This is a genomic window from Amycolatopsis sp. FBCC-B4732 (genome assembly GCF_023008405.1).
GTDB classification, from domain to species: Bacteria; Actinomycetota; Actinomycetes; order Mycobacteriales; family Pseudonocardiaceae; genus Amycolatopsis; species Amycolatopsis pretoriensis_A.
The window spans coordinates 5,845,415-5,871,141 of sequence record NZ_CP095376.1; the positions used below are offsets into that span (position 1 = coordinate 5,845,415).

General features: G+C 72.7%; 25 protein-coding genes. 11 read left to right on the forward strand and 14 right to left on the reverse strand.

What is annotated here, in order from left to right; genetic code table 11:
• The first annotated feature begins 188 nt into the window (after window positions 1-188).
• From MUY14_RS25270 to MUY14_RS25280, 3 genes are all read left to right on the forward strand, one after another.
• A complete protein-coding gene (locus MUY14_RS25270; protein ID WP_247012488.1) occupies window positions 189-719 on the forward strand; it encodes a hypothetical protein in 531 nt (176 codons plus the stop codon).
• 125 nt (window positions 720-844) lie between these two features.
• Window positions 845-1,543 (forward strand): trypsin-like serine protease, encoded by a 699-nt coding sequence (locus MUY14_RS25275; protein WP_247012490.1) that lies wholly within the window; start codon window positions 845-847, stop codon window positions 1,541-1,543.
• Between the two features lie 55 nt (window positions 1,544-1,598).
• Window positions 1,599-2,042 (forward strand): YdeI/OmpD-associated family protein, encoded by a 444-nt coding sequence (locus MUY14_RS25280; RefSeq protein ID WP_247012492.1) that lies wholly within the window; start codon window positions 1,599-1,601, stop codon window positions 2,040-2,042.
• A gap of 13 nt (window positions 2,043-2,055) precedes the next feature.
• On the opposite strand, the gene MUY14_RS25285 is transcribed toward MUY14_RS25280, so the two are convergent.
• On the reverse strand, window positions 2,056-3,468 hold the full coding sequence (locus MUY14_RS25285) for a class I adenylate-forming enzyme family protein (RefSeq protein ID WP_247012494.1): 1,413 nt from the start codon (window positions 3,466-3,468) through the stop codon (window positions 2,056-2,058).
• Window positions 3,469-3,793: 325 nt separating this feature from the next.
• On the opposite strand from MUY14_RS25285, the gene MUY14_RS25290 reads away from it, so the two are divergent.
• The 6 genes from MUY14_RS25290 to MUY14_RS25315 all read left to right on the forward strand — a co-directional run bounded on the left by MUY14_RS25290 (window position 3,794) and on the right by MUY14_RS25315 (window position 8,027).
• Entirely contained in the window at window positions 3,794-4,138 is a 345-nt protein-coding gene (locus tag MUY14_RS25290) for a WXG100 family type VII secretion target (protein ID WP_086856673.1), read from the forward strand.
• Window positions 4,139-4,156: 18 nt separating this feature from the next.
• Window positions 4,157-4,459 (forward strand): hypothetical protein, encoded by a 303-nt coding sequence (locus tag MUY14_RS25295; RefSeq protein WP_020644701.1) that lies wholly within the window; start codon window positions 4,157-4,159, stop codon window positions 4,457-4,459.
• Between the two features lie 102 nt (window positions 4,460-4,561).
• The gene (locus tag MUY14_RS25300; protein ID WP_247012496.1) at window positions 4,562-4,948 is read left to right on the forward strand and encodes a hypothetical protein; all 387 of its coding nucleotides are present in this window, start codon (window positions 4,562-4,564) and stop codon (window positions 4,946-4,948) included.
• The gene (locus MUY14_RS25305; RefSeq protein ID WP_247012498.1) at window positions 4,945-6,249 is read left to right on the forward strand and encodes a WXG100 family type VII secretion target; all 1,305 of its coding nucleotides are present in this window, start codon (window positions 4,945-4,947) and stop codon (window positions 6,247-6,249) included. The genes MUY14_RS25300 and MUY14_RS25305 overlap by 4 nt, the downstream gene beginning before the upstream one ends.
• A gap of 75 nt (window positions 6,250-6,324) precedes the next feature.
• On the forward strand, window positions 6,325-7,665 hold the full coding sequence (locus MUY14_RS25310) for an alpha/beta hydrolase (RefSeq protein WP_247012500.1): 1,341 nt from the start codon (window positions 6,325-6,327) through the stop codon (window positions 7,663-7,665).
• Entirely contained in the window at window positions 7,662-8,027 is a 366-nt protein-coding gene (locus tag MUY14_RS25315; RefSeq protein WP_247012502.1) for a hypothetical protein, read from the forward strand. Before MUY14_RS25310 ends, MUY14_RS25315 begins: the two co-directional genes overlap by 4 nt.
• A gap of 80 nt (window positions 8,028-8,107) precedes the next feature.
• On the opposite strand, the gene MUY14_RS25320 is transcribed toward MUY14_RS25315, so the two are convergent.
• The 4 genes from MUY14_RS25320 to nadA form a co-directional block, all read right to left on the reverse strand.
• Window positions 8,108-9,268 carry a S8 family serine peptidase gene (locus MUY14_RS25320; protein ID WP_247012504.1) on the reverse strand — a complete coding sequence of 387 codons (1,161 nt, stop codon included), beginning with the start codon at window positions 9,266-9,268 and terminating at the stop codon, window positions 8,108-8,110.
• A gap of 72 nt (window positions 9,269-9,340) precedes the next feature.
• Window positions 9,341-10,234, reverse strand: coding sequence for a carboxylating nicotinate-nucleotide diphosphorylase (nadC, locus tag MUY14_RS25325; protein ID WP_247012506.1), 894 nt, complete (start codon window positions 10,232-10,234; stop codon window positions 9,341-9,343).
• Window positions 10,231-11,874: an L-aspartate oxidase gene (locus tag MUY14_RS25330; protein WP_247012508.1), complete on the reverse strand. Its 1,644-nt coding sequence runs from the start codon at window positions 11,872-11,874 to the stop codon at window positions 10,231-10,233. Before MUY14_RS25330 ends, nadC begins: the two co-directional genes overlap by 4 nt.
• A complete protein-coding gene (gene nadA / locus MUY14_RS25335) occupies window positions 11,871-12,884 on the reverse strand; it encodes a quinolinate synthase NadA (RefSeq protein WP_247012510.1) in 1,014 nt (337 codons plus the stop codon). The genes MUY14_RS25330 and nadA overlap by 4 nt, the downstream gene beginning before the upstream one ends.
• A 111-nt stretch (window positions 12,885-12,995) precedes the next feature.
• Between nadA and MUY14_RS25340 the strand changes: the two genes are divergently transcribed.
• Together MUY14_RS25340 and MUY14_RS25345 are read left to right on the forward strand one after the other, a co-directional pair.
• Window positions 12,996-13,628, forward strand: coding sequence for an NUDIX domain-containing protein (locus MUY14_RS25340; RefSeq protein ID WP_247012512.1), 633 nt, complete (start codon window positions 12,996-12,998; stop codon window positions 13,626-13,628).
• Between the two features lie 40 nt (window positions 13,629-13,668).
• Entirely contained in the window at window positions 13,669-14,385 is a 717-nt protein-coding gene (locus MUY14_RS25345; RefSeq protein ID WP_247012514.1) for an LON peptidase substrate-binding domain-containing protein, read from the forward strand.
• 6 nt (window positions 14,386-14,391) lie between these two features.
• On the opposite strand, the gene MUY14_RS25350 is transcribed toward MUY14_RS25345, so the two are convergent.
• The 9 genes from MUY14_RS25350 to MUY14_RS25390 form a co-directional block, all read right to left on the reverse strand.
• Complete coding sequence (locus MUY14_RS25350) at window positions 14,392-15,420, reverse strand: M48 family metallopeptidase (RefSeq protein ID WP_247012516.1); 1,029 nt, start codon at window positions 15,418-15,420, stop codon at window positions 14,392-14,394.
• A 46-nt stretch (window positions 15,421-15,466) separates the two neighbouring features.
• Entirely contained in the window at window positions 15,467-16,063 is a 597-nt protein-coding gene (locus tag MUY14_RS25355) for a DUF2567 domain-containing protein (protein WP_247012519.1), read from the reverse strand.
• Between the two features lie 124 nt (window positions 16,064-16,187).
• The gene (locus MUY14_RS25360) at window positions 16,188-16,394 is read right to left on the reverse strand and encodes a hypothetical protein (RefSeq protein ID WP_247012521.1); all 207 of its coding nucleotides are present in this window, start codon (window positions 16,392-16,394) and stop codon (window positions 16,188-16,190) included.
• On the reverse strand, window positions 16,381-17,394 hold the full coding sequence (bioB, locus tag MUY14_RS25365; RefSeq protein ID WP_086856687.1) for a biotin synthase BioB: 1,014 nt from the start codon (window positions 17,392-17,394) through the stop codon (window positions 16,381-16,383). Before bioB ends, MUY14_RS25360 begins: the two co-directional genes overlap by 14 nt.
• A gap of 72 nt (window positions 17,395-17,466) precedes the next feature.
• Entirely contained in the window at window positions 17,467-18,189 is a 723-nt protein-coding gene (gene bioD / locus MUY14_RS25370) for a dethiobiotin synthase (protein ID WP_247012523.1), read from the reverse strand.
• 189 nt (window positions 18,190-18,378) lie between these two features.
• A complete protein-coding gene (locus MUY14_RS25375) occupies window positions 18,379-20,556 on the reverse strand; it encodes a bifunctional SulP family inorganic anion transporter/carbonic anhydrase (RefSeq protein ID WP_247012525.1) in 2,178 nt (725 codons plus the stop codon).
• A gap of 217 nt (window positions 20,557-20,773) precedes the next feature.
• The gene (locus tag MUY14_RS25380; protein WP_247012527.1) at window positions 20,774-23,005 is read right to left on the reverse strand and encodes a bifunctional SulP family inorganic anion transporter/carbonic anhydrase; all 2,232 of its coding nucleotides are present in this window, start codon (window positions 23,003-23,005) and stop codon (window positions 20,774-20,776) included.
• A gap of 218 nt (window positions 23,006-23,223) precedes the next feature.
• Complete coding sequence (locus MUY14_RS25385; protein WP_247012529.1) at window positions 23,224-24,501, reverse strand: adenosylmethionine--8-amino-7-oxononanoate transaminase; 1,278 nt, start codon at window positions 24,499-24,501, stop codon at window positions 23,224-23,226.
• A gap of 17 nt (window positions 24,502-24,518) precedes the next feature.
• Window positions 24,519-25,721, reverse strand: coding sequence for a cytochrome P450 (locus MUY14_RS25390; protein WP_247012531.1), 1,203 nt, complete (start codon window positions 25,719-25,721; stop codon window positions 24,519-24,521).
• Between the last annotated feature and the right edge of the window lie 6 nt (window positions 25,722-25,727).

The following is a 25,727-nucleotide window of genomic DNA, read 5'->3' on the forward strand; positions in this document are numbered from 1 at the left end:
CCGGCCCCATTCGCCCGCTGGGGACATTAACGGCCCGGGCAGGTGCCATCAACGGCCAAATGGTCGTGATCGACATCACAACGACCGCTCTGACCTTGATGCCTTAGCCTCACCACGCCCCACCTTCCGACGAAATAATGTCGGATTTGGGACGAAAGTCTGCTTGTTTAATCGAAGAGGGGGAATTCATGCGCGCGCTCAACCGGACAATTCTGGTTATCGCCGCCGCCGGTATCGCCGGAACGGCCGGGGTGCTCACCGCACAGGGGTCCGAGATCGCGGCGAGTGACCAGCCGCCGTCGGTGGTCGAGGACTACAGCTACCCCGGTGCGGCGGCGCTCCTCGCCACCGACCACGTCCAGCTGATCAGCGGTGACGGGCACATCGTGTACACGCCCTGCCCCACCGGGCAGGACACCGTCGGCGTCATCCAGGTGAAGACGACCGAAGCCGTCGGCCAGTCGCTCAACGGCCGGGTCTGCTTCAAGGTCCTGGGCACGGGCGGCGAGTTGACCATGAAGATCCCGGCCGTGTACGCCATCCGCTCCGACGGCCTGTCCGCGGGACAGGGGCACAAGCTCAAGGCGTCGCTGACCACCGACGCCGGGGTCCACTCGAGCGTCGACGTCCCGTCCGACGGCATCACCCAGGTCGGCGTGGGCGCGGACCCGAACGGCGACCCGACGACGCTGCTGGAACTGGTCGCCACGGCCCCCTGAGCACCGTCGGCGACTTACCGACTTCGGTAGGTACCCGGGAACCTCCCACGAACTTACGTTTGTGCTCGTCGCCCGGTTTCGGGGCCGACATCCGGATCACCTGGCCGAAGGGCATTTTCATGCGAATGTCGAGGGCTGTTGCCGCGGTGGGTGCTGCCGCCGCGGCGCTGAGCGTGGTCTCAGCGGGGGTTGCGGACGCCCAGCAGGACATCATCGGCGGGAGCACCGTCTCCTCCGCGCCGTGGGGCGCCCAGATCTACTGGAACAACGTCACCACCTACGGCGGCTTCGAGTGCTCGGGGACGATCATCGCCCCGCAGTGGGTGCTCACCGCCCAGCACTGCCTCAACTCGCCTGGCATGCACGTCAAGGTCGGCAACGTGACGCTCCAGCAGGGCACGAACGCCAACGTCGACCAGCAGAAGGCGTCGCCGAACGGGGACATCGCGCTGCTGCACCTGACGACCGCGGTGAACACCACGTACATGAAGCTCGGCACCGGTAACCCGCCCACCGGTTCGACCAACCAGATCTACGGCTGGGGTCGCACGCAGGGCAGCAGCCCGCCCTCGAGCACCCTCAAGACCGCCAACGTCCGCGTGACCGGCACGAGCACGGACGCGTTCGGCGGCACCGCCATCGCCAGCCAGGGCGTCAACGGCTCGGCGTGGCACGGCGACTCGGGTGGCCCGCAGCTCTCCGGCGGCCTCCAGGTCGGCGTCTGCTCCACGGGCAGCAACTCCGGTTCGAACCCGCAGGGCACGCAGAACTACGCGAGCATCGCGTCGAGCCGCAGCTGGATCCGCACGACGGCCGGCGTCTGACCCGCCCGGACCGGCCTCTCCGCCCGGGAGGCCGGTCCGAGGCATACTCGCCGTCATGGAGTTCCGCACCGAAGTGCTGCTCGGCGGCAAGACCGCGACCGGCCTGCCGGTCCCCGACGACGTCGTCGAGGCGCTGGGCGCCGGCAAGAAGCCCGCGGTCACGGTGACGCTCGGCGGCCACACCTACCGCACGACGGTCGCCAGCCGCGGCGGGCGGTTCCTGGTCCCGCTCAGCGCGGAGAACCGCGAGAAGGCCGGCGTCGCGGCGGGCGACGAGGTGACGGTCGGGATCGCCCTCGACACCGCCCCGCGCGAACTGGAGATCCCGCCGGACCTGGCGGCCGCGCTGGCGGCGGACGACACCGCCCGGGCCCGGTTCGAAAGCCTTTCCTACAGCGCGAAACAGCGGTTCGTGCTGCCGATCGGCCAGGCGAAGACCGAGGAGACCCGGCAGCGGCGCGTGGCCAAGGTGATCACGGACCTGCGCGCCGGCAAGTGACACGCACCCACCGCTAATCCACAATGGACCGCCGCAGCGCGGACTTGTCCGGTTTCCCCGACGGTGCGACAGGAACCGCGCCCACGAAACTGAACCGCGCCGGCACCGCCGCCTCACCCAGCTCCGCCGCCACGCTTTTGCGCACCTCCGCCAGGTCCGGCTCGCGGCCCGGCACCGGGACCACGAACGCGTGTGCCGCCTCGCCCGTCCGCGGGTCCGGGACCGCCACCACGTACGCCTGGTCGACGTCCGGGTGGGCCGCGATCGCCCGCTCGATCGGGCCGGTGTAGTGGATGATCGCGTTCACGATCACCACGTCCCGCGCCCGGCCGGACAGGTGGAGGTAGCCCGACGAATCCAGGTGCCCGAGGTCCTGCGTGCGCACCCAGCCGTCGCGCAGCACCGACGCCGTCGTATCGGGATCGCGCCAATAGCCCGAAAACGCCGACGGTGTGCGCACCCAGATCTCGTCGCGGACGTCGATTTGCACCGTTTCGCAAGCCTTCCCGACCGAGCCGATCCCCTCGTCGGCGCGGCAGATCGTCAGCATCCCGGTCTCGGTCTGCCCGTACGCGTGGTGCATCGCCGGCCCGATCCGCTCGGCCGCCTCGGCCAGTTTGTGCGGTGGTACCGGGGATCCCGCGACGATCAGCGCCCGCAAATCGCCGAGGTCGACCGGCTCCTCGCGCAGGACGTCGAGGATCTGGTGCAGCCGCGGCACGGTCGTCAGCGCCGCGGTGATCCGCAGGCGCGGGAGCACCGCGGGGAAGTCCGGCAGTCCCTCGGGGATCACCGCCGTACCGCCCGACATCAGCGACACCCCCAGCTGCTCGACCATCACCGCGCTGGCCAGGGAGCCGAACAGCAGGTACCGGCCGAAGCACGCGCCCAGCCGTTCGTGGGCCGTGCCGGGCAGCGGTTTCCGCCAGACGCGGCCCTCGGTCAGGGCGCGGTAGCTGTAGGCCACGCCCTTCGGGACGCCCGTGCTGCCGCTGGTGAACACCACCGTCGCGATGTCCTCGAGCCGCGCGCCCGGCAGCGGCTCCTCGTACGCGCCCAGCAACGCGGACCCGATCCGCAGCACCGGCACCCCGGCGTCGACCGGGTCCGCCGAGTCGTCCACGACCAGCGCCGAGACGTCGGCGAGGACGTGCCGCAGCTGCGCCTCCGGCAGCCCGGGCCGGACCGCGACCGCGCGGCCGCCGAGCACGTGCACCGCGATCAGCGCGGCGAACCCCTCCGCGGTGACGGCGGTGGCGATGCCGACCCCGTCGCCGGCGCCGAGCCCGGCCGCCCGCAGGCCCGCGGTGAACCGGCCGATCAGCTCCCGCAGCTCGCCGCGTGACGTGACGCGGGAGCCGTGTTCGAACGCGGGAACCTCCGGAGCGCGCTCCAGCTCGTCCAGCAGAGCCTGCGGGTGGACCATCTCGACCGCCTTTCGCCCGGGGGTCCCGGTCTACCGGGCGGATCTCAGAATTTCGGCAGAAGATCCGCCGGTCACCGTTGACGAGCGTGCGATCATCGGACGGCGGGCCGAGCGGCGGCACCGCACCCGGCGTCGCGCCGGGCACTGGGTCGCGCCCCCGAATCCCCGCGGAACGACCCCCGCCGGTCCCCTGTGGGTAGAAGTGCCGTCACCGCGACCGGCAGTTGTGCCGTTTGACCACACTGGCCTCTTTTCTAGCGTGACTTTCACACCGCGCGGACCACCGCGCCAGGGGAATTCGCTTCAGGAAGGAGGTGGCCCGTCGATGTCCAGTCCGGGATTCCAGGCAGATTCCGCTGCCATGACGCGCGCCGTCCAGGGTTTCGAGGAAACCGCGACGAACGCCAAGTCCACGATGGCCAGCTTGGAGTCCGAGCTGACCGAGGCCCTGCGCAACTACAAGGGTGACCAGGCTGTCGCGTTCTGGGACCTGCAGCGCCGGCTCCAGGAGAAGATGACCGTGGCCGTGAAGGAGCTCGACACCATGTCGCAGCTCGTCCACACCAGCCACCAGAACTACGGCCGCGGCGACGCCGACGTCCACCAGAGCTTCCAGGGGGTCGGCAACTCCCTCGAGGGCTCGGGCGTGATCCCCCGCCTCAACCCCTGACCCGAGAGGACGCCCACCATGGCCGACGTCGTCGAAATCAACTTCGCCGCGCTGCAGCACAGCTCGGCATCCCTGGCCGCCAAGGCCAAGGCGCTCACCTCGCAGCTGGAGCAGCTGCACCAGAACCTCCAGCCGATCACCGCGACCTGGTACGCCTCCGGCAGCTCCGCCGGTGACGCGGCCCGCCAGTCGGAGACCCGGCTGCGTCAGGCCACCGCGGACATCGTCGCGATCATCGCGCAGTTCGGCGGCAAGGTCGGCGAGGCCCACGACCTCCAGCAGTCGCTGGAGAACCGCAACCAGGGGCTGTTCGCGGGCTGATCCGCGCCCAGACGTCGGTCTGCCGGTGCGGGAAACCCCCCGCTCGCACCGGCCGACCGGCTTTCCCCATGTCCGCAAGTCGCGCCCAGAGAGCCGGGACCGATGCCAGACCAGTCGTACTACGTCCACCTGGAATCGCTGAAGGACTTCGTGCGGGAGCTGGAAACCCAGATCCACGCGATGTCGAAACCGAACGACTTCCTGCTCACCCTCGGCTCGGAGCCGCTGTTGTTCGGCGAGTTCGGGGAAGCCGGGTCGCTGGCCGACGCGCACCACGCGGCCGTCTCGGAGATGCAGGGCCTGCTCGACCAGGTCCGCAGCGCGATCGGCTTCGCGCAGGACGTGACCACCACGGTGGCCGACGGCTACCAGAACGCCGACCAGGCGGTCGCCGGGGACCTGCACCACTCGGGTGCCGTCACCAACCTGCTCGATCCGGTGCTCGGGCTGCTGGGCCTCGGTGACTCGGACGGGAGCCGCAAGGGATGACCAAGAACACCGCGCACACGAACTTCGCCGCGTACAGCCACCAGCAGCTCTACGCGATGCTCCAGGCCGGCGACCCGAACAGCGCGCGCCACGCCGCCGACAAGTGGAAGTCCGCCGCGCTGCACCTGCACGAGCAGTCCCACAACCTCAACTCGGAGCTCGCCGAGTTCAAGGACCAGTGGACCGGTGGCGCGGCCGACCAGTACCAGCACATGATCGTCGACCTCGCGAACGGCATCGCCAAGGTGGCGCAGACCGCCGAGGCGATGAACGTGATGCTCGGCGACGCCGCCGACGCGCTCGTGAAGGCCAAGAAGGAGATGCCGCCGCCGGTTTCGGTGCCGGACGTCTCCCCCGCCGACGTCGCGCTCGCGGTGAACCCGCCGCTGCTGCCGCCGGACGCTTCCCCCGCCGTCGTGCAGGCCGCGGCGCAGCAGCGCCAGCAGGCCATCTCGAACGTCGAGGCCCAGCAGTCCGCGGCCAACGCCGCCGGGTCGGCGCACGGCAAGGCGATCGTCGTCATGACCGAACTGGCCGGCGAGTACTCCGTGGCCGAGGAGTCGATCCCGGCTTCGCCGAACGCCGTGCAGACGCCCACCGCCCCGCCCGCCGGCGGCGGCGGTGCGGGCAGCGCCGGTTCGCCCGGGCTGGTCGGCAACGGCGTCACCGACCCCGGCGTGGTGGTCACCCCCGGCGACGGGCACCCGCTGCCCTCGACCGGCACGCCGCAGCCGGGTACCACCGTGCCGACGTCGAACCCGCTGTTCGGCGACATGTTCACCGCCGGGCTCGCCGCGGCCTCGGCCGCCGCGTTCGGCCGGTTCGGCTCGATCATGCCCAAGGTGCCGTCCTGGGCCACCGGCAAGGACCCGAAGGACAACAAGGACGAGGCGCCCGGCACCAAGCTCGGCGGCGGCGGGGCCGGCGTCGAAGGCGGCGCCGGGGGCGGCATCCCCATCGGCGGGGGCGACGCGCCGTCGATCGGCGGCGGCATCCCCGGCGGGGCCGGGATCGGCGGCGGTGGCGCCGACGCCCCGGCCGCGCACTCCGGCCTGGCCGGCGACGGCGGCACGGGCAACGCGCTCAGCGGCCTCGCGGGCGGCGCGGCCGGTGCCGTGGGCGCGGCGGCGGCCAAGAGCGCGATGCCGATGATGCCCATGATGCCGATGGGCATGGGCGGTGGCGGCGACATGGGCTCCGGCCGCCGGATCCCGGCGTGGCTGGTCGAAACGGAGAACGTCTGGGGCCAGTCCGCCCCGGTCGCGCCCCCGGTGATCGGCGAAGAGCCCGAAGCGTACTGACCCGGTCGTGAGTGTTCAGGGCGGTTCCCACCGCCCTGAACACTCACGGCCTCTGCTGCGGAACGGAGGCGGGCCGTGACGGCTGCCGGCTATCGTGTGGTCCCCGCCCGCCTCGACACCGTGGCCGGCGAGTTCGGCTCACGCGCGGACGCGCTGGGCACCGCGCAGAAGGCGGTGGCGGGGGAAAAGGTTCCCGCCGCCGCGTTCGGCCAGGTCAGCGAGTCCGCGGCCGCGGCCAAGACGTTCGAGAAGTCGATGACGGAGCTGGGCGAGAAGCTCGGCGAGCACGTCGCCCGCGCCAAGAAACTCCAAAGTGGACTGACCGGGTCGGCCGCCGGCTACCGCCGCACCGACGCGCAGATCGCCGCGATGTACCGGGCGCTGCTGCCCGAAGACCCGCTGCCGAAGGCCGGGAACCCCGCCGGGATCGGCGGTTCCGCCGACACCGGCGCGTGGGCGCACGCGATCGAGGAGAACCGCGCCAAGGTCTCCGACGCGCTGACGGCCGAGCGCACCAAGCTCGCCGGGCTGACCGACGCCGACGAGATCAAGCGGTCGCAGGCGCGGATCAAGCTCTACGAAGACATCCTCGCGAACAACCGGCAGATCCTGAAGTTCGACCCGTCGGGCAACGGCCGGATCGCCGAGCTGGTCGGGCACATCGAGCAGGGGACGCGGAACGTCGGGTTGTTCGTCCCCGGCGTCAACACGCAGATGTCCAACTTCGACGCCTACGCCGGTCTCGGGCGCAGCCTGGTGGCCGCGGACCCGACCGGGCGCACCGCGATGGTCGTCTGGGCCGACGGGGTGTTCCCGCAGAACCCGGTCGTGCAGGGCCCGGACGCGAGCTACGCGCAGACGATGGCCCCCGATCTCAAGCACTTCGCCGACGACCTGCGCGGCGAGATCTCGAGCCACGCCGGCTCCGACGTCACGCTGACCGCGATCGGGCACAGCTACGGCGGCGCCACGGTCGGGCTGGCCGAGACGCACGGCCTCGACGTCGACCGCGTCCTGCACGTCGAGTCGGCGGGCATGGGCCACGGCGTGTGGTCGCCGTCGGACCTGCCGGCGAGCCAGGCGGGCGTTCAGCGCTACTCGATGACGGCGCCGCTCGACCCGATCGAGATCGCCCAGGGCAACGCGTGGGGCCTGGAGTGGACCGGCATCGGCCACGGCGCGGACCCGGACACGTTCCCCGGCGTCACCGAGCTGGAGACCGGCCGGGACGCGGAGGGCGGCCAGCTGTGGGGCCTGTCCTCGCACAGTGACGTGCTCAAGCCGGGTTCGGAGTCGTGGACGAACATGTACCGCGTGATCACCAGCGGCCCGGTCACCCCGAACGGCACCTTCGACCCGAATGGCATCCTCGAACACGGCGTCGAGTTCCTGAACGACGGAGGGGTGCTGCGATGAGCCCGGAACTGGAGCGGCTGGCCGTCGAGCTGACCGACGTGATCGACAGCGTCGCGGAGGTCTTCGGCGACAGCGCGGACCGCACGGTGGACGGCGAGCTCGACTGCGACCCCACTCAGCCGGGCCGGCTGCTGTGCTGGCAGTACGGCGTCCGGCTCGAACACCCCGGCGAGCCGGAGCGCCGCCTGGCCGAGGTCGTCTTGCCCACGCTGGCGGAGCGCGGCTGGCAGGCGCACGACCGCAGCACCCCGCGCGAGCTGATCGCGCGGTTCAGCCGGGAGGGCGCGGACTTCACGGTCCACGTGGCCCGGGCGAGCCACGCGGTGGCGATCATCGGCTCGACCCGCCCGGTCCCCGCCTGACGCTGCGGCCCAGGACGTCATGAACGACCCGTTCACCTCGCCAGACGCCGTGAAAGGGTCGTTCATGACGTGCGCGCGCCCTACGGCGTGAAGCGGGACGGCCGCCAGCCGCGACGCCGGGCTCGCCGGACCGCCGCCACCGTGACGCCCGCCGCCGCCGCCAAAGCCACCCCGGCCAAGGCGATCGTGGCCGCCGGCACGTCCGACGGGTGCCGGGCCGGGGCCGCCGCCGGGACCACGTCGGGTTCGGTGGCCGCCGGGGCGGCCGAACCGGGCGGGGCGATGTCCGCGGGCAGCGTCGACGAGACCGCCGCGTACGCGTCCAGCACTCCCCACCCCAGCCGCGGGTCGTGGCCGCCCGAAGCCGGGCGGTGGGCCGTGAGCGTGAGGCGCGTGGCGACCTGGTCGCCGGTCAGGTCCGGGTGGTACGCCCGGACCAGGGCCGCGACCCCCGCGACGTACGCCGCCGCCAGGCCGGGGTCGGTCACCGGCCAGCGGTGCGCGATCGCGCCGCCCGCGCCGGCCGACGTGCTGACCAGCTCCGCGCCCGGTGCCGCGACGCCGACGTAGTCGCCCGCCTCGGTCTGCACCGGCTCGCCCGCTTGGTTCACCGAGCCGACGCCCAGCACCCCGGACGTCGCCGTCGGATAGGTGCGCGCGCCCTGCTGGGTCGCCGACGCCGCCGAGACGACCACCGCGCCCTCGGACCGCGCGCGGGAAACCGCGCCGGACAGCGCCGGGCTGTCGAACGCCGCCGGGACGGCGATCAGGATGACACCCGCGTGCCGGTCGAGCGCCGTGTCGATCGCGCCGGCCAGCGCGCCCGGGTCGCCGCCGTCGCGCGACGAGCTGTCGGTGTAGCGGATCGGGAGCAGGCGCGCGCCCGGCGCGACACCGGCGAACGTCGTCGACGGATCCGGTTGCGCGCCGACGATCCCGGCCGCGATCGTGCCGCGGCCGTCGCAGTCGGCGGACTCGGTGCCCGCGCCGCCTTCGAGCTGGCCGGGCGCGAACTGGCGGTTCTGCCCGTCGACGCCGGTGCCGATCACGGCGACCAGCTGGCCGTCACCCCGCGTCAGCGGCCAGATCCGCGACGGGTCGATCTGGCGCTGGCCCCACGGGACGGCGCCGGAATACGTGCCGGACGGGTTCGCGCACTGTGCTTGCGGGGCCGCGGCCGCCACGGCGGGCGAGCCGACCGCAACCAGGCCCGCGACCGCGAGCGCCGCCGGTATCCGCACCCGAACCCCCGAACCGAAAGACGGTGGCGGAAAAGGACTTCCGCCACCGCCAGTCTACCCGGGAACCCGCGCTCAGCGAAGGTCCATGCCGAGATCCAACGCGGGTGAAGAGTGCGTCAGCCCGCCCACCGACAGGTAGTCCACACCGGACCGGGCATAGGCTCTACCACGGTCGATGGTGAGCTCACCAGAGGATTCCAGCCGCGTCTTCGGGGAAACCTCGTCGCGGCGCGCGACCGCGAGCCGGCACTGCTCCGGCGTGAAGTTGTCCAGCAGCACCTCGTCCGCCGCCGCGGCCAGCGCCTCCTCGAGCTGTTCGAGCGTGTCGACCTCGACCTCGCACGGCAGTTCCGGCGCGTGCGCGCGGGCCGCGGCCAGCGCCGCCGTCACCGAACCCGCGGCGACGACGTGGTTGTCCTTGATCAGCACCGCGTCGCCCAGGCCCAGCCGGTGGTTCACCCCGCCGCCGCAGCGGACGGCGTACTTCTGCAGCAGCCGCAGCCCCGGCAACGTCTTGCGGGAGTCCCGGATCGCGCACCCGGTACCGTCCACTTCGGACACCCAGGCGGCGGTCGCGGTGGCGACGCCGGAGAGGTGGCAGAGCAGGTTCAGCGCCGTGCGCTCGGCGGTGAGCAGCCCGCGCACCGGGCCGGCGACGACCAGCGCGGGCTCCCCCGCGACCAGCCGGTCGCCGTCCTCGCGCCGGGCGAGCACCTCGTAGCCGTCGCCGAGCACCATGTCGAACACGGCCAGCGCCACCGGCAGCCCGGCGACCACGCCGTCGACGCGCGGGGTCAGCTCTGCCACCGCGGTCGCGGACGCGGGCACCGTCGACGCGGTCGTCGCGTCCGGCCCGTACCGCAGGTCTTCGCCCAGCGCGGTGGTGACCACCCGCTTGACGTCTTCGACGTCGAGACCCGAGGCGGCGATCAGGCGCAGGACCGGTTCGGAGATCGGGAACGTCATGCCACGCCCTCCAGGCGGATCGGGTCGGCCAGCACCGGCTGGCCGGACGGGCTGAGCCGGATGAGCTGGCTGCGCCGCCAGTTCTCGTCCGGGTCCGGGAAGTCGGACCGCACGTGGCAGCCGCGCGACTCGGTGCGCCGGACGGCCGCGGCGAGCAACGCCTGCGCCACCACGGTCAGCGCCGCGTCTTCGACCGCCGCGTGCGTCCACAACGGACTGTCCTGGGTGGACAGGTCGAGCACGGACCCCGCGGCCGCGAGCCCGTCGGCGTCGCGGCCGATCGCCGCGTACCGGCTCATCACCCGCTGCAGCGCGTCGCGCTCGGCGGCGGGCGCGGTGGTCCACGACGGCAGCCGCCCGCGCGCCGGATCGGCCAGCAGCCCGGCCGCGAGATCCGCCGCGACGGCCTCCGCGACGCGCTGCCCGACGACCAGGCCTTCGAGCAAGCTGTTGGAGGCCAGCCGGTTCGCGCCGTGCAGGCCGGTCCGCGCCACCTCGCCCGCGGCGTACAGGCCGGGCACCGACGAACGTCCGTCCACTGTGGTCACCACGCCGCCGCACGAGAAGTGCGCCGCCGGGGTCACCGGGATCGGGTCGACGGCGGGGTCCAGCCCGAGCGCCCGGCAGGCCCCGAACACCGTCGGGAACCGGGTCGCGAACCCGGCGATCGAGGTCGCGTCGAGGAAGACGTGGTCGTCGACGCCGCCGGGCGCCGTCGCCATCCGCCGCGTGATCGCCGCCGAGACGACGTCGCGCGGGGCGAGGTCGCCGAGCGGGTGCACGCCGCGCATCACCGGCAGGCCGGCGCCGTCGACCAGGGTCGCGCCCTCGCCGCGGACCGCCTCGGTGACCAGCGGGCAGCGCCCGCGCGCGCCCGGGGTGTAGAGGACGGTCGGGTGGAACTGGACGAACTCGATGTCCGCCACCGCCGCCCCGGCCCGCAGCGCGAGCGCGAGGCCGTCGCCGGTGGCGATCTCCGGGTTCGACGTCGCCTGGTAGAGCTGCCCGATCCCGCCGCTGGCCAGCAGCACGGCCGACGCGCGGACCACCCCCGGCACCCCGTTGCGGTCGAGCACCGTGACCCCGGCGACCCGCCCGCCCGGCGTGCGCAGGGCGTCGACGGCGAGGTGGTGCTCCAGCACCGGCACCCGCGCCTCCCCCGCCCGCGCGACCAGGGCGCGTTCGACTTCGGCGCCGGTCGCGTCGCCGCCGGCGTGGATCACGCGGAACGCGCTGTGCCCGCCCTCGCGGGTCCGCGCGAGCAGGCCGGTGGCGGCGGCGTCGAACTCCGCGCCGTCCGCCCGCAGCCGGGCGATCGCGGCCGGGCCGCCGTCGAGGATCGAGCGGGCCGCGGCCTCGTCGACCAGGCCGGCGCCCGCGGCGAAGGTGTCCTCCGCGTGCTTGGCGACCGAGTCGTCGAGGTCGTGCTCGTTCTCCAGGACCACGGCGACGCCGCCCTGCGCCCAGCGCGTGTTGCCGTCCGTGACCGCCGACTTGGTGACGACCAGGACGTGCAGCCCGAGCGCCTGCGCCCGCAGCGCCGCGGTCAGCCCGGCGACGCCGCTGCCGACCACGACCAGATCCGCGCGGGCCTCCCAAACCGGAGTTTTCGCCTGGGGGTCATTAACCGGCGGCGTCATTCGCCGCCGCCCGGCTGCCCGATCTCGATCATCCGCTGCACCGACGCCTTCGCGCGGGCCGCCGTTTCGAGGTCGACGTGAACCTCGTCGAGGCCCTCACGCAGGCAGCGCAGCAGCGCGGCGGGGGTGATCATCTTCATGTACCGGCAGGACGCGCGGTCGTTCACCGCGCGGAAGTCGATGCCCGGCGCGGCCTTGCGCAGCTGGTGGATCATGCCGATCTCGGTGGCCACCAGCACCGTCTTGGCCTTCGTGTCGCGGGCCTCGTGGACCATGTCGCCGGTGGAGAGGATCTTGACCCGCTCCGGCGCCACGGCACCCTCGCCGGCCAGGTAGAGCGCCGAGGTCGCGCAACCGCACTCGGGGTGGATGAACAGGTCCGCCTCCGGGTCCTCGGCCGCCCGCTCGGCCAGCTCCGCGCCGTTGATGCCGGCGTGGACGTGGCACTCCCCGGCCCAGATGTGCATGTTCTCCCGGCCGGTCACACGCTTGACGTGGGCACCGAGGAACTGGTCCGGCAGGAAGAGGACTTCCTGGTCAGCGGGGATGGACGCGACGACGTCGACCGCGTTCGAGGACGTGCAGCAGATGTCCGTTTCGGCCTTCACCTCGGCCGTGGTGTTGACGTAGGAGACGACCACCGCGCCCGGGTGCTCGGCCTTCCAGGCGCGCAGTTCGGCGCCGGTGATGGAGTCGGCGAGCGAGCAGCCGGCCCGCGCGTCGGGGATCAGGACGGTCTTCTCGGGGGCGAGGATCTTCGCGGTCTCGGCCATGAAGTGCACGCCGCAGAAGACGATGGTGGACGCGTCGCTGCTCGCCGCGATGCGGCTGAGCGCGAGGGAGTCGCCGGTGTGGTCGGCGATGTCCTGGATCTCGGGGACCTGGTAGTTGTGCGCGAGCAGGACCGCATCGCGCTGCTTCGCCAGGCGCCGCACCTCCTCCGCCCAGGCCGCGTTCGCCTCGACCCCGCCGAACGGGGTGAGGCCTTCCGGAACCAACGTGGTGGTCATGTGGCCCTCCTGGACCGATCGCGGGTTTTCGCCTTACAATCGAAAACCGTGCGAAGCCATCTTAACACCCAAGCCCCCCTCGCCCACGAGGTTTTGGGAGCGGTCCTTCAAGTGCGCTCGGACACACTGCGGGTCCTCCTGTGGCGCCGCGCGCTCGACCCGCACCTCGGCCGCTGGTCGCTGCCGGGCGGCCGGCTGCGGCCCGACGAGGACGTCGAGACGTCCGTCCGGCGGCAGCTCAAGGAGAAGGTCGACGTCCGCCAGCTGAAGCACGTCGAGCAGCTCGCGGTGTTCAGCGACCCGCACCGGGTGCCCGGCCCGCGCGTGGTGGCGACGGCGTTCCTCGCGCTGGTCCCCTCCGACGTCGACCCCGAAGTGCCCGAGGACACCGAGTGGCACGACGTCGCGAAGCTGCCGCGCACGGCGTTCGACCACGAGTCGATCGTGCTGCGCGCCCGCGACCGGCTGCGTTCGAAGCTCTCCTACACCAACCTCGGGTTCGCGCTGGCCCCCGACGAGTTCACGATTTCCGCGCTGCGCGGCCTGTATTCGGCGGCGCTCGGCTACCGCGTCTCGGCGACCAACCTGCAGCGGGTGCTGTCGCGGCGCGGGCTGCTGGTTCCCACAGGTCACACGGCCCCGCCCGGGCGCGCGGGCGGGCGTCCGGCGGCGCTCTTCTCGTTCGCCGGCAAGGGCATGCAGATCACGGACCCGTTCGCCGTGTTCAAACCGCCCAACCGGTGACCATCCTGCGGGAGAAGCGTTCTCCCCTTACGGTTGACCCGTGACCGAGCCGGAATCGGAAAGCGACGCGACGACGACCTTGCTGCCGTTGTTCCCCTTGCAGACCGTTCTGCTGCCCGGAACCAAGCTCCCGTTGCACATCTTCGAACCGCGCTACCGGCAGCTGACGGCGGACCTCGTGAGCGGCACGGTCCCGGGCCGGGAGTTCGGCGTCGTCGCACTCCGCTCGTCGCTGACCCGCGAGGTAAGTGGTCTGGACCAGCTGTACGAGGTCGGCTGCAGCACGATCCTGCGCGAGGCGAAACGCCTCCCGGACGGCCGCTTCGACGTCGTCACCCAGGCCCAGCGCCGCTTCCGCCTGACCGACCTCGACTGCACGTCGGCGCCGTACCTGATCGCGTCGGTGGAGTGGCTCGACGACGAGCCGGTGGCCCCGTCCGGCGGCATGGCCGAGCGCCTGGCGACGGTCGCCCGCGCGGCCCACCAGCGCTACTGCGAAACGGCGTGGCGCAGCGACGACTGGACCAGCCCGGAGCCGGACACGACGCTCGAGGAGCTGGCCTACGTGCTGGCCGCGGACTGCCTGCTGCCGCTGGAAGACCGCCAGCGCCTGCTGGAGGAACGCCACCCGCTGCGCCGGCTCCGCATCGCGTGCCGCCTGCTGACGCGGGAGACGGGCTTCCTGAACACACTCGGCGCGGTGCCGCTGCCGCCGGGCGAACTCACGGACCTGAGCCGCCCGGCCAGCCTCAACTGACGCGGCTCAGGAACCGTTGCCGTTGCCGAACTTGTTCCACACCTTGCCCGCCGCGCCCGAGACCGCTTCGCCGGCGTCGCTGAACGCCTTCGTCAGCGGGTCGGCCGAGGAGTTCCACGACTCCTTGTACGACTGGGCGGCCGCCTTGAGGTCGTCCTTCCAGTCCGACGCCGGCTTGTCGTCGTCGCGGCGCGGGTAGTCGCCGGCCAGGATCGCGCGGTACTCCGGCGAAGCCGCCCACCGCTGCAGCTGCGCCGCGCGGACCACCGCGAACGGGTGCGACTCCGTCTCGACGAACTTGAGCTTGAGGAAACTGTCGCGGAGGTCTTCGACCGACTCGTACTCCGCCGCCTGCTGCAGGAACGACGGGATGTCGATGCGCGAGGGGTCGATGCCGCCCGCGATCTGGATCTGGGCGCGCAGCGCCGCCGTCGGGTCCTGCCCGCACAGCAGGCCGGCGCGGTCGCACGACAGCTCGGCCTTGCGGAACCACTCGCGCAGCGCCGCGATGACCGCCCGGATGCCGAGCGCGCTCACCGGCGTCCACGACATCGACAGCTGCAGCGCGACCAGGCGCACCATGATCGTGCGGTACACCGCGTGCCCGGACAGCACGTGCCCCATCTCGTGCCCGAGCACGAACCGCAGCGAATCGGGGCTCATCAGCTCGACGAGCCCGGTGCTGAGCCGGATGAACGGCTCGTCCATGCCGACCGTCTCGGCCCGCGCCCGCGGATCCTGGAAGACGAACACGTTCGGCACCGACGGCAGGTCGAGCGTCTCGGCGCACTCGTGGCGCAGCCGCTCGAGCTCCGGGTACTGCTTCGGCCCGACGCGGATCGACGACGCGAGCGCCATCAGCCGCTCGCCGCGTTCGTTGTAGAACCCCGAGATGGCCTTGACGACCTGAGCGAACCCGGGCACCGCGCGCAGCGTGGCGAGCGCGCCGCGGTCCACCGGGTGCTCGTACGCGCGCGAGCTGATGCCCGGGAACCGGACGGCGTCTCTCCGCGAAACTTCGATGTCTTCGGTCACTGCCGATACCCCCTGTGAGTGAGGGCACCAGAGTAGGGCAAACCGCTCAGCCCAGGCGGCGGCCCAGGTCGTCGCGTCCGTTCCAGGTGGCCAGCAGGCTGTAGGCGATCGACACGCCGAGCGGGCCGGTCAGCAGCACCCACCACGACTCCAGCCGCGGCGCCAGCTCGATCACCGAGCCGAGCGCGGGTGGATCGGTGATGGCGTAGTGGCTGTTCGCCCACGTGACGCCGAGCAGCATGGCGAGCACGCCCGCGAGCGCCACGCCGAGCACGGCGGCCAGGAAGACGACCGGGCCGCGGCGTTCGCGCAGCAGCCAGCTGACGACGCCCACGACGATCCCGAGCCCGAGCGTCATCAGCCCGAACACCGCGAGGTCGTCGAACCGGTGCCAGCTCTCCAGCTCCAGCGCGCCTTGGGAGCCGTCGGCGGCGATGATGCGGACGCGCTCGGGCGGCGCGAGCCGGGACCACGCGAAGGCGAGCGGGAAGCTCAGCAGGCCCACCGTGCTGAACACGCTCACCGCGGGCAGCAGGTCGGCCTTGACGACCACCCGCGGCCGCCGCTCCCGGAACAGCACGGGCACCGACCACGGCCCGGCCACGGCCGACGGCCGGTGCGCGGGCCCCGACGTCTCACTCACCCGGACTCCCTCCCTGCAACTGCACCGACCGGGGCTGCGCCCCGGGCCGGGGGCTCCGCCACCCGGAGCCCCCGAAAAGCGTGCGTGTTGCGACCGAGGGTAACCGGTCAGCGTGCGACCACCGTCAGCCGCTGGCCGTGTCGCCGTGCCTGCTGCACTTCGCCGTCCAGCCGAGCGGGCTCACCTGGACCACCAGCCGCCGCGCGCAGAACGTGCAGTAGCGCGGCGGTTCCAGCACCGTGCGGGGGTTGTGGCACGCCGGGTGGTCCGCCCCGCCCGGCGACTCCTGTCCACAGTGGACGCAAAAGGCCGGGGCGTCAGAGGCTGTCACTGAGCGCCTTGATGGGCATCTTGAGCTCGTCGAGCATCTCGAGGTCCGCCGAAGCCGGCCGTCCGAGGTTGGTCAGGTAGTTGCCGACGATGATCGCGTTGACGCCGCCGAGCATGCCCTGCTCCGCGCCGAGGTCGCCGAGCGTCAGCTCACGGCCGCCGGCGAAGCGCAGCATCGTGCGCGGCATCGCGAGCCGGAACGCCGCCACCGTCCGCAGGGCGTCCTTGCCCTCGACGATCTCGTAGTTCTCGTACGGCGTGCCGGGCTGCGGGATGAGGAAGTTCATCGGCACCTCGTGCGGGTTCAGCTCGGCCAGCTGCACCGCGAACTCCGCGCGCTGCTCGACCGTCTCCCCCATGCCGATGATGCCGCCGCAGCAGACCTCCATGCCCGCCTCGGCCACCATCCGCAGCGTGTCCCAGCGCTCCTCCCACGTGTGCGTGGTGACCACCGCGGGGAAGTGCGAGCGCGCCGTCTCGAGGTTGTGGTTGTAGCGGTGCACGCCCATCTCGACGAGCTCGTCGACCTGCTCCTGGGTGAGCATGCCGAGCGAGCAGGCGATCTGGATGTCGTTGCCGTCCTCGCGGATGGCCTTCACGCCTTCGCGGACCTGCGAAAGCAGCCGCTTGTCCGGCCCGCGGACGGCGGCGACGATGCAGAACTCCGTCGCGCCGGTCTCGGCGGTCTGTCGGGCGGCCTTGACCAGGTTCGGGATGTCGAGCCACGCCGAGCGCACCGGCGTCGGGAAGCGGCCGGACTGCGAGCAGAAGTGGCAGTCCTCCGGGCAGCCGCCGGTCTTCAGGCTGATGATGCCCTCGACCTCCACCTCGGGCCCGCACCAGCGCATCCGCACTTCGTGCGCGAGCGCGAGCAGGTCGGGCAGCCGGTCGTCGGGCAGCCGCAGCACCTCGAGGACCTCGGCTTCCCCCAGGCCGGCGCCGGTTTCGAGGACGAGTTCACGGGCGTGGGCGAGGACGTCGGTGTCCGGAACTGCGGTCAAGGCGTCTCCTTGGTCGTGACGGAAGCGTCCCTCATCGTGCCTGACGGGCCCCTCGGGCGACAGCGACGCAGGTCACTTCCCCGCCGAAGCGCACCCGGCGAACAGCTCGGGGTCGAACTCGCCGCCGAACCACGGCGAGAGCCCGCCCCTGGCCGCAGTGAGGAACTCGTCCCGGGACGCGTCACCGAGCCCCTCGGGCAGCACGCCGAGCAGCGGCGCCCCGGCCGCCACCGGCAGGTCTTCGAGGTTGGACAGCGCCGCGAGGTCCGGCTCGGCCGGCCAGGAGCCGATGATCACACCGGCGACGGTCAGGCCGCGCTTGGTGGCGACTTCGGCGGTGAGCGCGGTCGCGTTGAGCGTGCCCAGCCCGGCTTCGGCCACGACGATGACGAGCGAGCCGAGCGACCAGGCGACGTCGGCGAGGCTGGCCCCGGTGGCGTCGAAGCGCACCAGCAGGCCGCCCGCGCCTTCGATCAGGGTGAGGTCGTGCCCGGTGTCCAGCTCCGACGCCGCCCGCGCGATCTCCCCGGGATCGAGCGTCGGCAGGCCACTGCGGCGCGCGGCGGCCTCGGGCGACAGCGGGTCCGGGTAGCGGCGCAGTTCGAGGGTCGTGACGTCGCCGGCCAGCCGCCGGACGTCGGCGAGGTCACCGGGTTCGTCGGGCCGCACGCCGGTCTGCGCCGGTTTCAGCACCGCGACCCGCTGCCCACCGTCCGCCGCCAGGGCGGCGATCGCCGCCGTGGTGATCGTCTTGCCGACCCCGGTCCCGGTCCCCGTCATCACCAGCATGGTCACGGACCATCAACTTAGTGACCCGGGGTCGGGGTGCGCACACGCGGGCCGTGCTCGGGCGCTCACAGCGCCGGACCGCGACGTCGTGAAAGGGTCGTTCACGTCGTCCGACGCCATGAACGACCCTTTCACCGGACCGGTGCCCGGGCCGGCGCGGGCCGTGCCCGGGTGGGCACGGCCCGCGTGCGGGGGTCAGGCTCCCGGCACCGCCACCGGCGCCCCGGCCGGCCGGAACGTCCGCTCCTTCGCGTCGAACAAGTGGACCTGCGCCGTCCCGACCGCGAAGTACATCCCGGTCAGCTGCAGCTTCCCGGCGCCCTCGGCCGCGGCCACCGACGGGTACTCGCGCAGGTGTTCCAGCTGCTGGAGCACGTTGTGCAGGGCCAGCCGGTCGCCTTCGCGCTCCGGGACCGCGCCGTCCAGAGTGGCCGAGCCGAGGCGGTGGGCGCTCGGCTCCGCGTGGCGGAGCCAGACCGACAGCGGGCCCGGCGGCGGACCGTCCGCCAGCGCCGCCATCGCGCCGCAGCCCGAGTGGCCGCACACGACGATCTCTTCGACGCCCAGCACACCGACCGCGTACTCGATCGACGCGTTCATCGACGGGTCGGCCTGCCCGGCCGGGACGAGGTTGCCGATGTTGCGGATGGTGAACAGGTCGCCCGGGCCGCTGGTGGTGATCAGGTTCGGCACGATCCGGGAGTCGCCGCAGGTGATGAACAGCGTGCGCGGGCGCTGGCCGTCCGCGAGCCCGGACAGCGTGTCCTTGAGCAGCGGCGCGGCCCGGCGGTGGAACTCGGTGGCGCCGTTGCGGGTCTGCTGCGTCGGGATGCCTTCCGTCGCCTGCCATGCCGACCAGGGCGCGAGCCAGCGCGGCACCGCCCGGCTCGCGTGCAGCCGCGACCGCGTCGGGCGGCCCGCCTTGCCCTCGCCGAACCACGGGTGGCCGACCTCGTCGACCTCGACCGTGCCGCCGGCGTTCTCGTGCGCCTGCTGCCAGGTCGTGAGGCTTTCGAACGCGGCGTGGTCGAGGTAGTCGACGACCAGCTCGAGCCGCACCGGCACGCCGGCCGGGATGGTCCCGAGCACCTTCGACAGCCGCGGCACCGACAGGAACGTCAGGACACCTTCGACGACGACGCGCCAGGAGCCGCCTTCCTGTTCGACGTGGATGCCGGACCAGAGCGTCCGGCGCAGCATCAGCACGAGCGACAGCCCGATGCCGGCGAGCACGCCGGTGAGCAGGTCGAACACCACGACGCCGGCCAGCGTCAGCAGGTACACGGGCAGGTCGCCGTGCGCGAGGACGGTCCTGATGTGGCCGGGGTTGACCAGCTTCGCGCCGACGTGCACCAGCAGCCCGGCCAGCGCGGCCAGCGGGATGCTCTGGATCAGCCCGGCGAGCAGGACGACGAACAGCAGCACCCAGACACCGTGCAGCACCGCCGACGCGCGGGTCTTGGCCCCGGCGGTGACGTTGGTGGAGCTGCGGACGATGACGCCGGTGACCGGCAGGCCGCCGAGCGCGCCGGAGAGCATGTTGGCCGCGCCCTGGCCGACCAGCTCGCGGTCGAGGTTGGCGCGCCGCCCGGTGTGCATCTTGTCCACCGCCACGGCCGAAAGCAGGCTTTCGACGCTGGCGATCAGGGCGATCGTGACGACGGCGAGGGCGAACCCGCCCCACCCGCCGTCCGGCAGCTGCGGGACGAGGCGGACGTCCAGCAGGTCGCCGGGGAGCTCGACGCGGGGCAGCGTCATGCCGAGCACGACCGACACGACGGTGGCGGCCGCGATCGCGGCGAGCGGCCCCGGCACCTTGCGGACGGCGGCGGGCAGCTTCGGCCAGACGAGCAGGATGGCGATGGTGAGCAGGCCGATCACGGCGGCGGAGTCGTGGTGGGCGACGATCTGGCCGGGCAGCTCGGCGATGTTCTCCACCGCCGAGCTCTGCGCCTTGCCACCGAGGACGACGTGGAGCTGGCCGAGCACGATCGTGACGCCGATGCCGGCCAGCATGCCGTGCACGATCGCCGGCGAGATGGCCAGCGCGGCGCGCGCGATGCGGCTCAGCCCGAGCAGGATCTGGCACGCGCCGGCGGCGACGGTGATCGCGCAGGTGACGACCCACCCGAACGTCTGGATGGTTTCGGCCATGACGACGGTCAGGCCGGCGGCGGGCCCGCTCACTTGCAGCGCGGAGCCGCCGAGCGCGCCGGCGACGACGCCACCGACGACGGCGGCGACGAGCCCGGCGGCGACCGGCGCGCCCGAAGCGAGGGCGATGCCCAGGGACAGGGGTACTGCGACGAGGAAGACGACCAGTGAGGCCGGCAGGTCGTGGCGGAGCACGGCGAGGGGTCTCATGATCACCATGCAACCGGAAAACGAGTGAAATGTCCGCTATGCACCACTCGATCGGGTGAATAAATGGCGGTATTTAGCTCGAATGTCACATACCGGACAAGTCGTTAACAAGCCGTTCACAAGCACGGGCCTGTCAAGCGACAGTTGAATTCCGTACTACACAAGGGTTTCACGGCCTCGGATGTGACGCCGGCCGGGCCCGGCGCCACACCGAGGGCCGTCCGGCTCAGTGCTCCAGCGCACCCGCCGGGACGAAGCCGCGGGCCGCGTCGTCCAAAAGGGACACTTGCGCCGCGCCGACGTCGAAGTACATGCCGGTGAGCCGGAGCGCGCCGCGCTCGAGGGCGGCCGCCACCACCGGGTAGGCGCGCAGGATCTCCAGCTGCTGCACCACGTTCTGCAGCGCGAGCTGGTCGGCCTCGGCGGCCGGCCGCTCCCCGCCGAGCAGCAACGGCGCTTCGCGGCTTCGGCGTCGCAACGTCGCTTCGCCGTGGCGGAGCCAGCTGCCGAGCTGCTCGAGCCCGGCCGGGGCCTGGCCGAGCAGCGCCTTCATCGCGCCGCAGCCGGAATGGCCGCACACCACGATCTCGGCCACGCCCAGCACGCCGACCGCGTACTCGATCGCCGCGCCGACCGACGAGTCGTCGCCGTCCGGCGGGGGCACCAGGTTGCCGATGTTCCGGACGGTGAACAGGTCGCCCGGCCCGCTGGTGGTGATCAGGTTGGGGACGATCCGCGCGTCGCCGCAGGTGATGAACAGCGTGTGCGGCTGCTGGCCGTGCGCCAGGCCGCTCCACGTGTCGCGCAGCAGCGGCGCGGTGCGGCGCTGGAACTCCGAAGCGCCGCGGCAGAGCAGCGAGCTCGCCGTGCGCTGGGCGGGCAGCACGACGTGCTCGGCCTGCCACTCCGACCACGGCGCGAGCCACCGCGGCACGACCCGCGCGGCGACGCTGCGGCGCACGGTCGGCGCGTCCGAGCTCCCGCGCGCGAACCACGGGTGCCCGATCTCGTCGACCGTCACCGCCCCCGCGTGCGCCTGCTGCCAGCCGCGCAGGCAGTCGAACGCGGCGTGGTCGAGGTAGTCGACGAGCAGCTCGAGCCGGACTTCGGCGTGCGGCGGCACCTCGGCGAGCACCCGGGTCAGCCGCGGCACGGACAGGAACGTCAGCGCGCCTTCGACGACGACGCGGTGGCGCTCGCCGTCCTTCTCGACGTGGATCCCGGAGAAGAGCATCCGCCGCAGCATCATCGCGAGCGCGAGCAGGATCCCCGCCGCGACGCCGGTGAGCAGGTTGACGGCCACCGCGCCGGCGAGCGTGACCACGTACACCGGCAGGTCGCCGTGGCGGCGGACTTCCTTGAGCCCGTTGAGGTTCACGAGCTTCGCCCCGACGTACACCAGCAGCGCGGCGAGCGCGGCCAGCGGGATCAGCCGCAGCACCCCGGTGAGCGCCAGGCAGGCCGCGAGGATCCAGACGCAGTGCAGGATCGCCGACAGCCGGGTGCGCGCGCCCGCCTCGTAGTTGGTCATGCTGCGCACGATGACGCCGGTGACCGGGAACCCGCCGAGCGCGCCGGCGGCGACGTTCGCCGCGCCCTGGCCGATGAGCTCGCGGTCGAGGTCGGTGCGCGGGCCGCCGCGGAGCTTGTCGACCGAGACGGCGGACAGCAGGCTCTCCAGGCCGGCGATGAGCGCGATGGTGAGCGCGGCGAGCGCGAACCCGCCCCAGCCGCCCTCCGGCAGCCGCGGCACGACGTGCAGCGCGGGCAGCCCGGCCGGGAGGTCGACGCGGGGCAGCGACATGCCGGTCAGGACGGACAGCCCGGTGGCGAGCGTGACGGCGGCCAGCGGCGCGGGCACCCGGCGGACGACCGAGGGCAGCCGCGGCCAGGCGACCAGCACGGCGAGGGTGACGACCCCGATCAGCACGGCCTGGTCGTGGTGCGCGGCGATCTGCCGCGGCAGCGCGACGACGTTGGCGAGCGCGGAGCCCTGCGCCGTCCCGCCGAGCACGACGTGCAGCTGCCCGAGCACGAGCGTGACCCCGATGCCCGCGAGCAGCCCGTGCACGATGGCGGGCGAGACGGCGAGCGCGGCCCGGGCGAGCCGGGTCAGCCCGAAGAGGATCTGGAGCAGCCCGGCGGCGACGGTGATCGCGCAGGTGACGGGCCAGCCGTGGGTGGCGATCGTGTCGGCCAGCACCACGGTGAGGGCGGCGGACGGCCCGCTGACCTGCAGCGGCGACCCGCCGAAGAGGCTCGCGACCAGCCCGCCGACGACGGCGGAGACGAGGCCGGAGAGCAGCGGCGCCCCGGCGGCGAAGGCCACGCCGAGGGACAGGGGGACGGCGACGAGGAAGACGACGATCGACGCGAGGAGGTCGTGCTTGAGGTTCTCCCGGTGGTGGGGGTGCTTCGGGGGGCCGGTGTCGTGTTCGCCACGAACGATCTCGATCATGGGGGCAGGATCGCCGAAACCAGGCGAAATGTCTGCTACGCAAGCATTTCTCGCGTTTGCTCCGGTACGGATCGGTTCGCGCCGGCGGATCTTTCAGGCGAACCGCGTCCCGGCAACCTCCGCCGATCGCGTGGTGTCGATCTTGCTCCGGCACGCAGCGCGACGATGAGGGACGTTCGGGTCTCGCTGTGGGCGTGGTCACACCCGATGTGCTGAAATCACGCCTTTTCGGCGACCGCGAGCATCGCGCGGGTGATCACGGCCAGGTCGTCGTCCGTCGAAACGTACGGCGGCATCGCGTAGACGAGGTCCCGGAACGGCCGCAGCCAAGCGCCGTGCCCGGTGACCACCTCGGTCGCCACCGCCATGTCGACCGGGTGGTCCAGCTGCAGCACGCCGATGCCGCCGAGGACCCGGACGTCGGTGACCGACGGGAGGTCGCGCGCCGGGGCGAGGCCGTCCAGGAGGCCCTTCTCCAAGCGGGTGACGTCGTGGCGCCAGCCGCCGTCGGCGAGCAGGCCGAGCGAGGCGTTCGCGACCGCCGAGGCCAGCGGGTTGCCCATGAACGTCGGGCCGTGCGCGAGCACCGGGAGCGCGCCGCGCGAAATGCCCGCCGCCACCTCCGGGGTGCACAGGGTCGCCGCCATGCTCAGGTAGCCGCCGGTCAGCGCCTTGCCCACGCACAGGACGTCGGGCGTCACGCCCGCGTGCTCCGCGGCGAAGAGCGTGCCGGTGCGGCCGAAGCCGGTCGCGATCTCGTCGAAGATCAGCAGCACGTCGTGCGCTTCGGTCAGTTCCCGCAGCGCGCGCAGGTACGCGGGGTGGTGGAAGCGCATGCCGCCCGCGCCCTGCACGACCGGTTCGACGATCACCGCCGCGAGTTCCCCGGCGTGCGCGGCGATCGCCTCGGCCAGGATGTCCACATAGGACTGATCCGGCGGCGCGTCGAACCCGGACGGCGGCGCGGGCACGAAGACCTGCTCGGGCAGCACCCCGCGCCACAGCGAGTGCATGCCGCCGTCGGGGTCGCACACGCTCATCGGCGTGAACGTGTCGCCGTGGTAGCCGCCGCGCCAGGTGAGCAGCCGGCGCTTCTCCGGCAGCCCGCGCGAACGCTGGTACTGCAGGCACATCTTCGCGGCGACCTCGACCGACACCGACCCGGAGTCGCAGAGGAAGACGTGCTCCAGCCCGTCCGGGGTCAGGTCGACGAGGGTCTTCGCCAGGGTGATCGCGGGTTCGTGCGTCAGGCCGCCGAACATGACGTGGCTCATCCGCCCGGCCTGCGCGGTGAGCGCGGCGTCGAGCACCGGGTGCCGGTAGCCGTGGATGGCCGACCACCACGACGACATCCCGTCGACGAGCTCGCGGCCGTCGGCCAGCTTGAGCCGCACCCCGCTCGCCTCGGTCACCAGCAGCGACGGCACCTTCGCCGGCATCGGCGCGTACGGGTGCCACACGTGCCGGGCGTCCAAGGCGAGCAGGTCGGTGTCCATCAGCCGACCTTACGACGTCACTTCAGCCGGACCGGCAACGCCTCCAGCCCGTGCACCAGCGAACTCGGCCGGTACACCAGCTCGTCCGGCTTCGCGTCCAGCGCCAGCTCCGGGAACCGGGCGATCAGCCCGCCCAGCGCGATCTCCGCTTCCAGCCGGGCCAGTGGCGCGCCCACGCAGTAGTGGATGCCGTGCCCGAAGGCCAGGTGCCCGCCCGCCGCGCGCGTGATGTCCAGGCGGTCCGGCTCCGGGTAGCGCTCGGCGTCCCGGTTCGCGCCCAGCAGCGACACGAGCACGAACTCGCCTTCCGGGATCGTCACGCCGCCCACCTCGACCGGCTCGGCGGTGAACCGCAGCGTCGCCAGGTGGATCGGGCCGTCGAAGCGCAGCAGCTCCTCGACGGCGTTGGGCAGCAGCTCCGGCTCGGCGCGCAGCCGGGCCAGCTGCGCCGGCTCGCGCAGGAGCGCCAGCACGCCGTTGGCGATCAGGTTGACCGTGGTCTCGTGGCCGGCGACCAGCAGCAGGAACGCCATCGAGACGAGCTCGGGCTCGGACAGCGAGTCCCCGTCGTCGGTCGCGTGCACCAGGTCCGACAGCAGGTCCTCGGCCGGCTCGGCGCGCTTCTGCGCGATCAGGTCGGTGAGGTAGCCGAACATGTTCTGCCCGGCGGCCTGCATCTCCTCCGGTTGCGAGGCGCTCAGCAGCGTCTTCGACCACGCGGCGAACTCCGTGCGGTCCTGCGCGCGCACGCCGAGCAGCTCGCAGATCACCGTGATCGGCAGCGGCGCGGCGAAGGCCGGCAGCAGGTCGGCCCGCTCCTGCCCGGCCAGCGCGTCGAGCAGCTCCGAAGTGATCTCCTCCACCCGCGGCCGCAGCCGGGCGATGGTCCGCGCCGTGAAGGCCTTGTTCACCAGCTTGCGCAGCCGCGTGTGGTCCGGCGGGTCGGAGTTGAGCATGTGGAAGCCGAGATCCGCACCCACCCCGGCCTGGGTCGCCTGGCCCGAGGGCAGCTTCGCCTCGAACAGTTCGCGGGCGCGCGCGCTGTTCTTGTGCAGCCGCGGATCCGCCAGCAGCGCCCTCGCCTGCGCGAAGTCCGTCACGATGTAGCAGTCCAGGCCGCGCGGCATCCGGGTCCGGCGCACCGGCCCGCCCGCACGCAGCAGCTCCGCGAACAGGTGCGCGTCCTGCGCGAAGTCCTCGGCCACCTCGAAAGTCGTCATCCCGCT

What these genes read in the sequence shown, in the direction of transcription:
- MUY14_RS25305 (WP_247012498.1), top strand. Translation starts at nt 4,945, where the DNA reads ATGACCAAGAACACCGCGCACACGAACTTCGCCGCGTACAGCCACCAG.
- MUY14_RS25295 (WP_020644701.1), top strand. Translation starts at nt 4,157, where the DNA reads ATGGCCGACGTCGTCGAAATCAACTTCGCCGCGCTGCAGCACAGCTCG.
- MUY14_RS25290 (WP_086856673.1), top strand. Translation starts at nt 3,794, where the DNA reads ATGTCCAGTCCGGGATTCCAGGCAGATTCCGCTGCCATGACGCGCGCC.
- nadC (WP_247012506.1), bottom strand. Translation starts at nt 10,234, where the DNA reads ATGACGTTCCCGATCTCCGAACCGGTCCTGCGCCTGATCGCCGCCTCG.
- MUY14_RS25270 (WP_247012488.1), top strand. Translation starts at nt 189, where the DNA reads ATGCGCGCGCTCAACCGGACAATTCTGGTTATCGCCGCCGCCGGTATC.
- MUY14_RS25380 (WP_247012527.1), bottom strand. Translation starts at nt 23,005, where the DNA reads ATGATCGAGATCGTTCGTGGCGAACACGACACCGGCCCCCCGAAGCAC.
- MUY14_RS25275 (WP_247012490.1), top strand. Translation starts at nt 845, where the DNA reads ATGTCGAGGGCTGTTGCCGCGGTGGGTGCTGCCGCCGCGGCGCTGAGC.
- MUY14_RS25315 (WP_247012502.1), top strand. Translation starts at nt 7,662, where the DNA reads ATGAGCCCGGAACTGGAGCGGCTGGCCGTCGAGCTGACCGACGTGATC.
- MUY14_RS25385 (WP_247012529.1), bottom strand. Translation starts at nt 24,501, where the DNA reads ATGGACACCGACCTGCTCGCCTTGGACGCCCGGCACGTGTGGCACCCG.
- MUY14_RS25330 (WP_247012508.1), bottom strand. Translation starts at nt 11,874, where the DNA reads ATGACGCCGCCGGTTAATGACCCCCAGGCGAAAACTCCGGTTTGGGAG.
- MUY14_RS25300 (WP_247012496.1), top strand. Translation starts at nt 4,562, where the DNA reads ATGCCAGACCAGTCGTACTACGTCCACCTGGAATCGCTGAAGGACTTC.
- nadA (WP_247012510.1), bottom strand. Translation starts at nt 12,884, where the DNA reads ATGACCACCACGTTGGTTCCGGAAGGCCTCACCCCGTTCGGCGGGGTC.
- MUY14_RS25280 (WP_247012492.1), top strand. Translation starts at nt 1,599, where the DNA reads ATGGAGTTCCGCACCGAAGTGCTGCTCGGCGGCAAGACCGCGACCGGC.
- MUY14_RS25375 (WP_247012525.1), bottom strand. Translation starts at nt 20,556, where the DNA reads ATGGTGATCATGAGACCCCTCGCCGTGCTCCGCCACGACCTGCCGGCC.
- MUY14_RS25285 (WP_247012494.1), bottom strand. Translation starts at nt 3,468, where the DNA reads ATGGTCCACCCGCAGGCTCTGCTGGACGAGCTGGAGCGCGCTCCGGAG.
- MUY14_RS25390 (WP_247012531.1), bottom strand. Translation starts at nt 25,721, where the DNA reads ATGACGACTTTCGAGGTGGCCGAGGACTTCGCGCAGGACGCGCACCTG.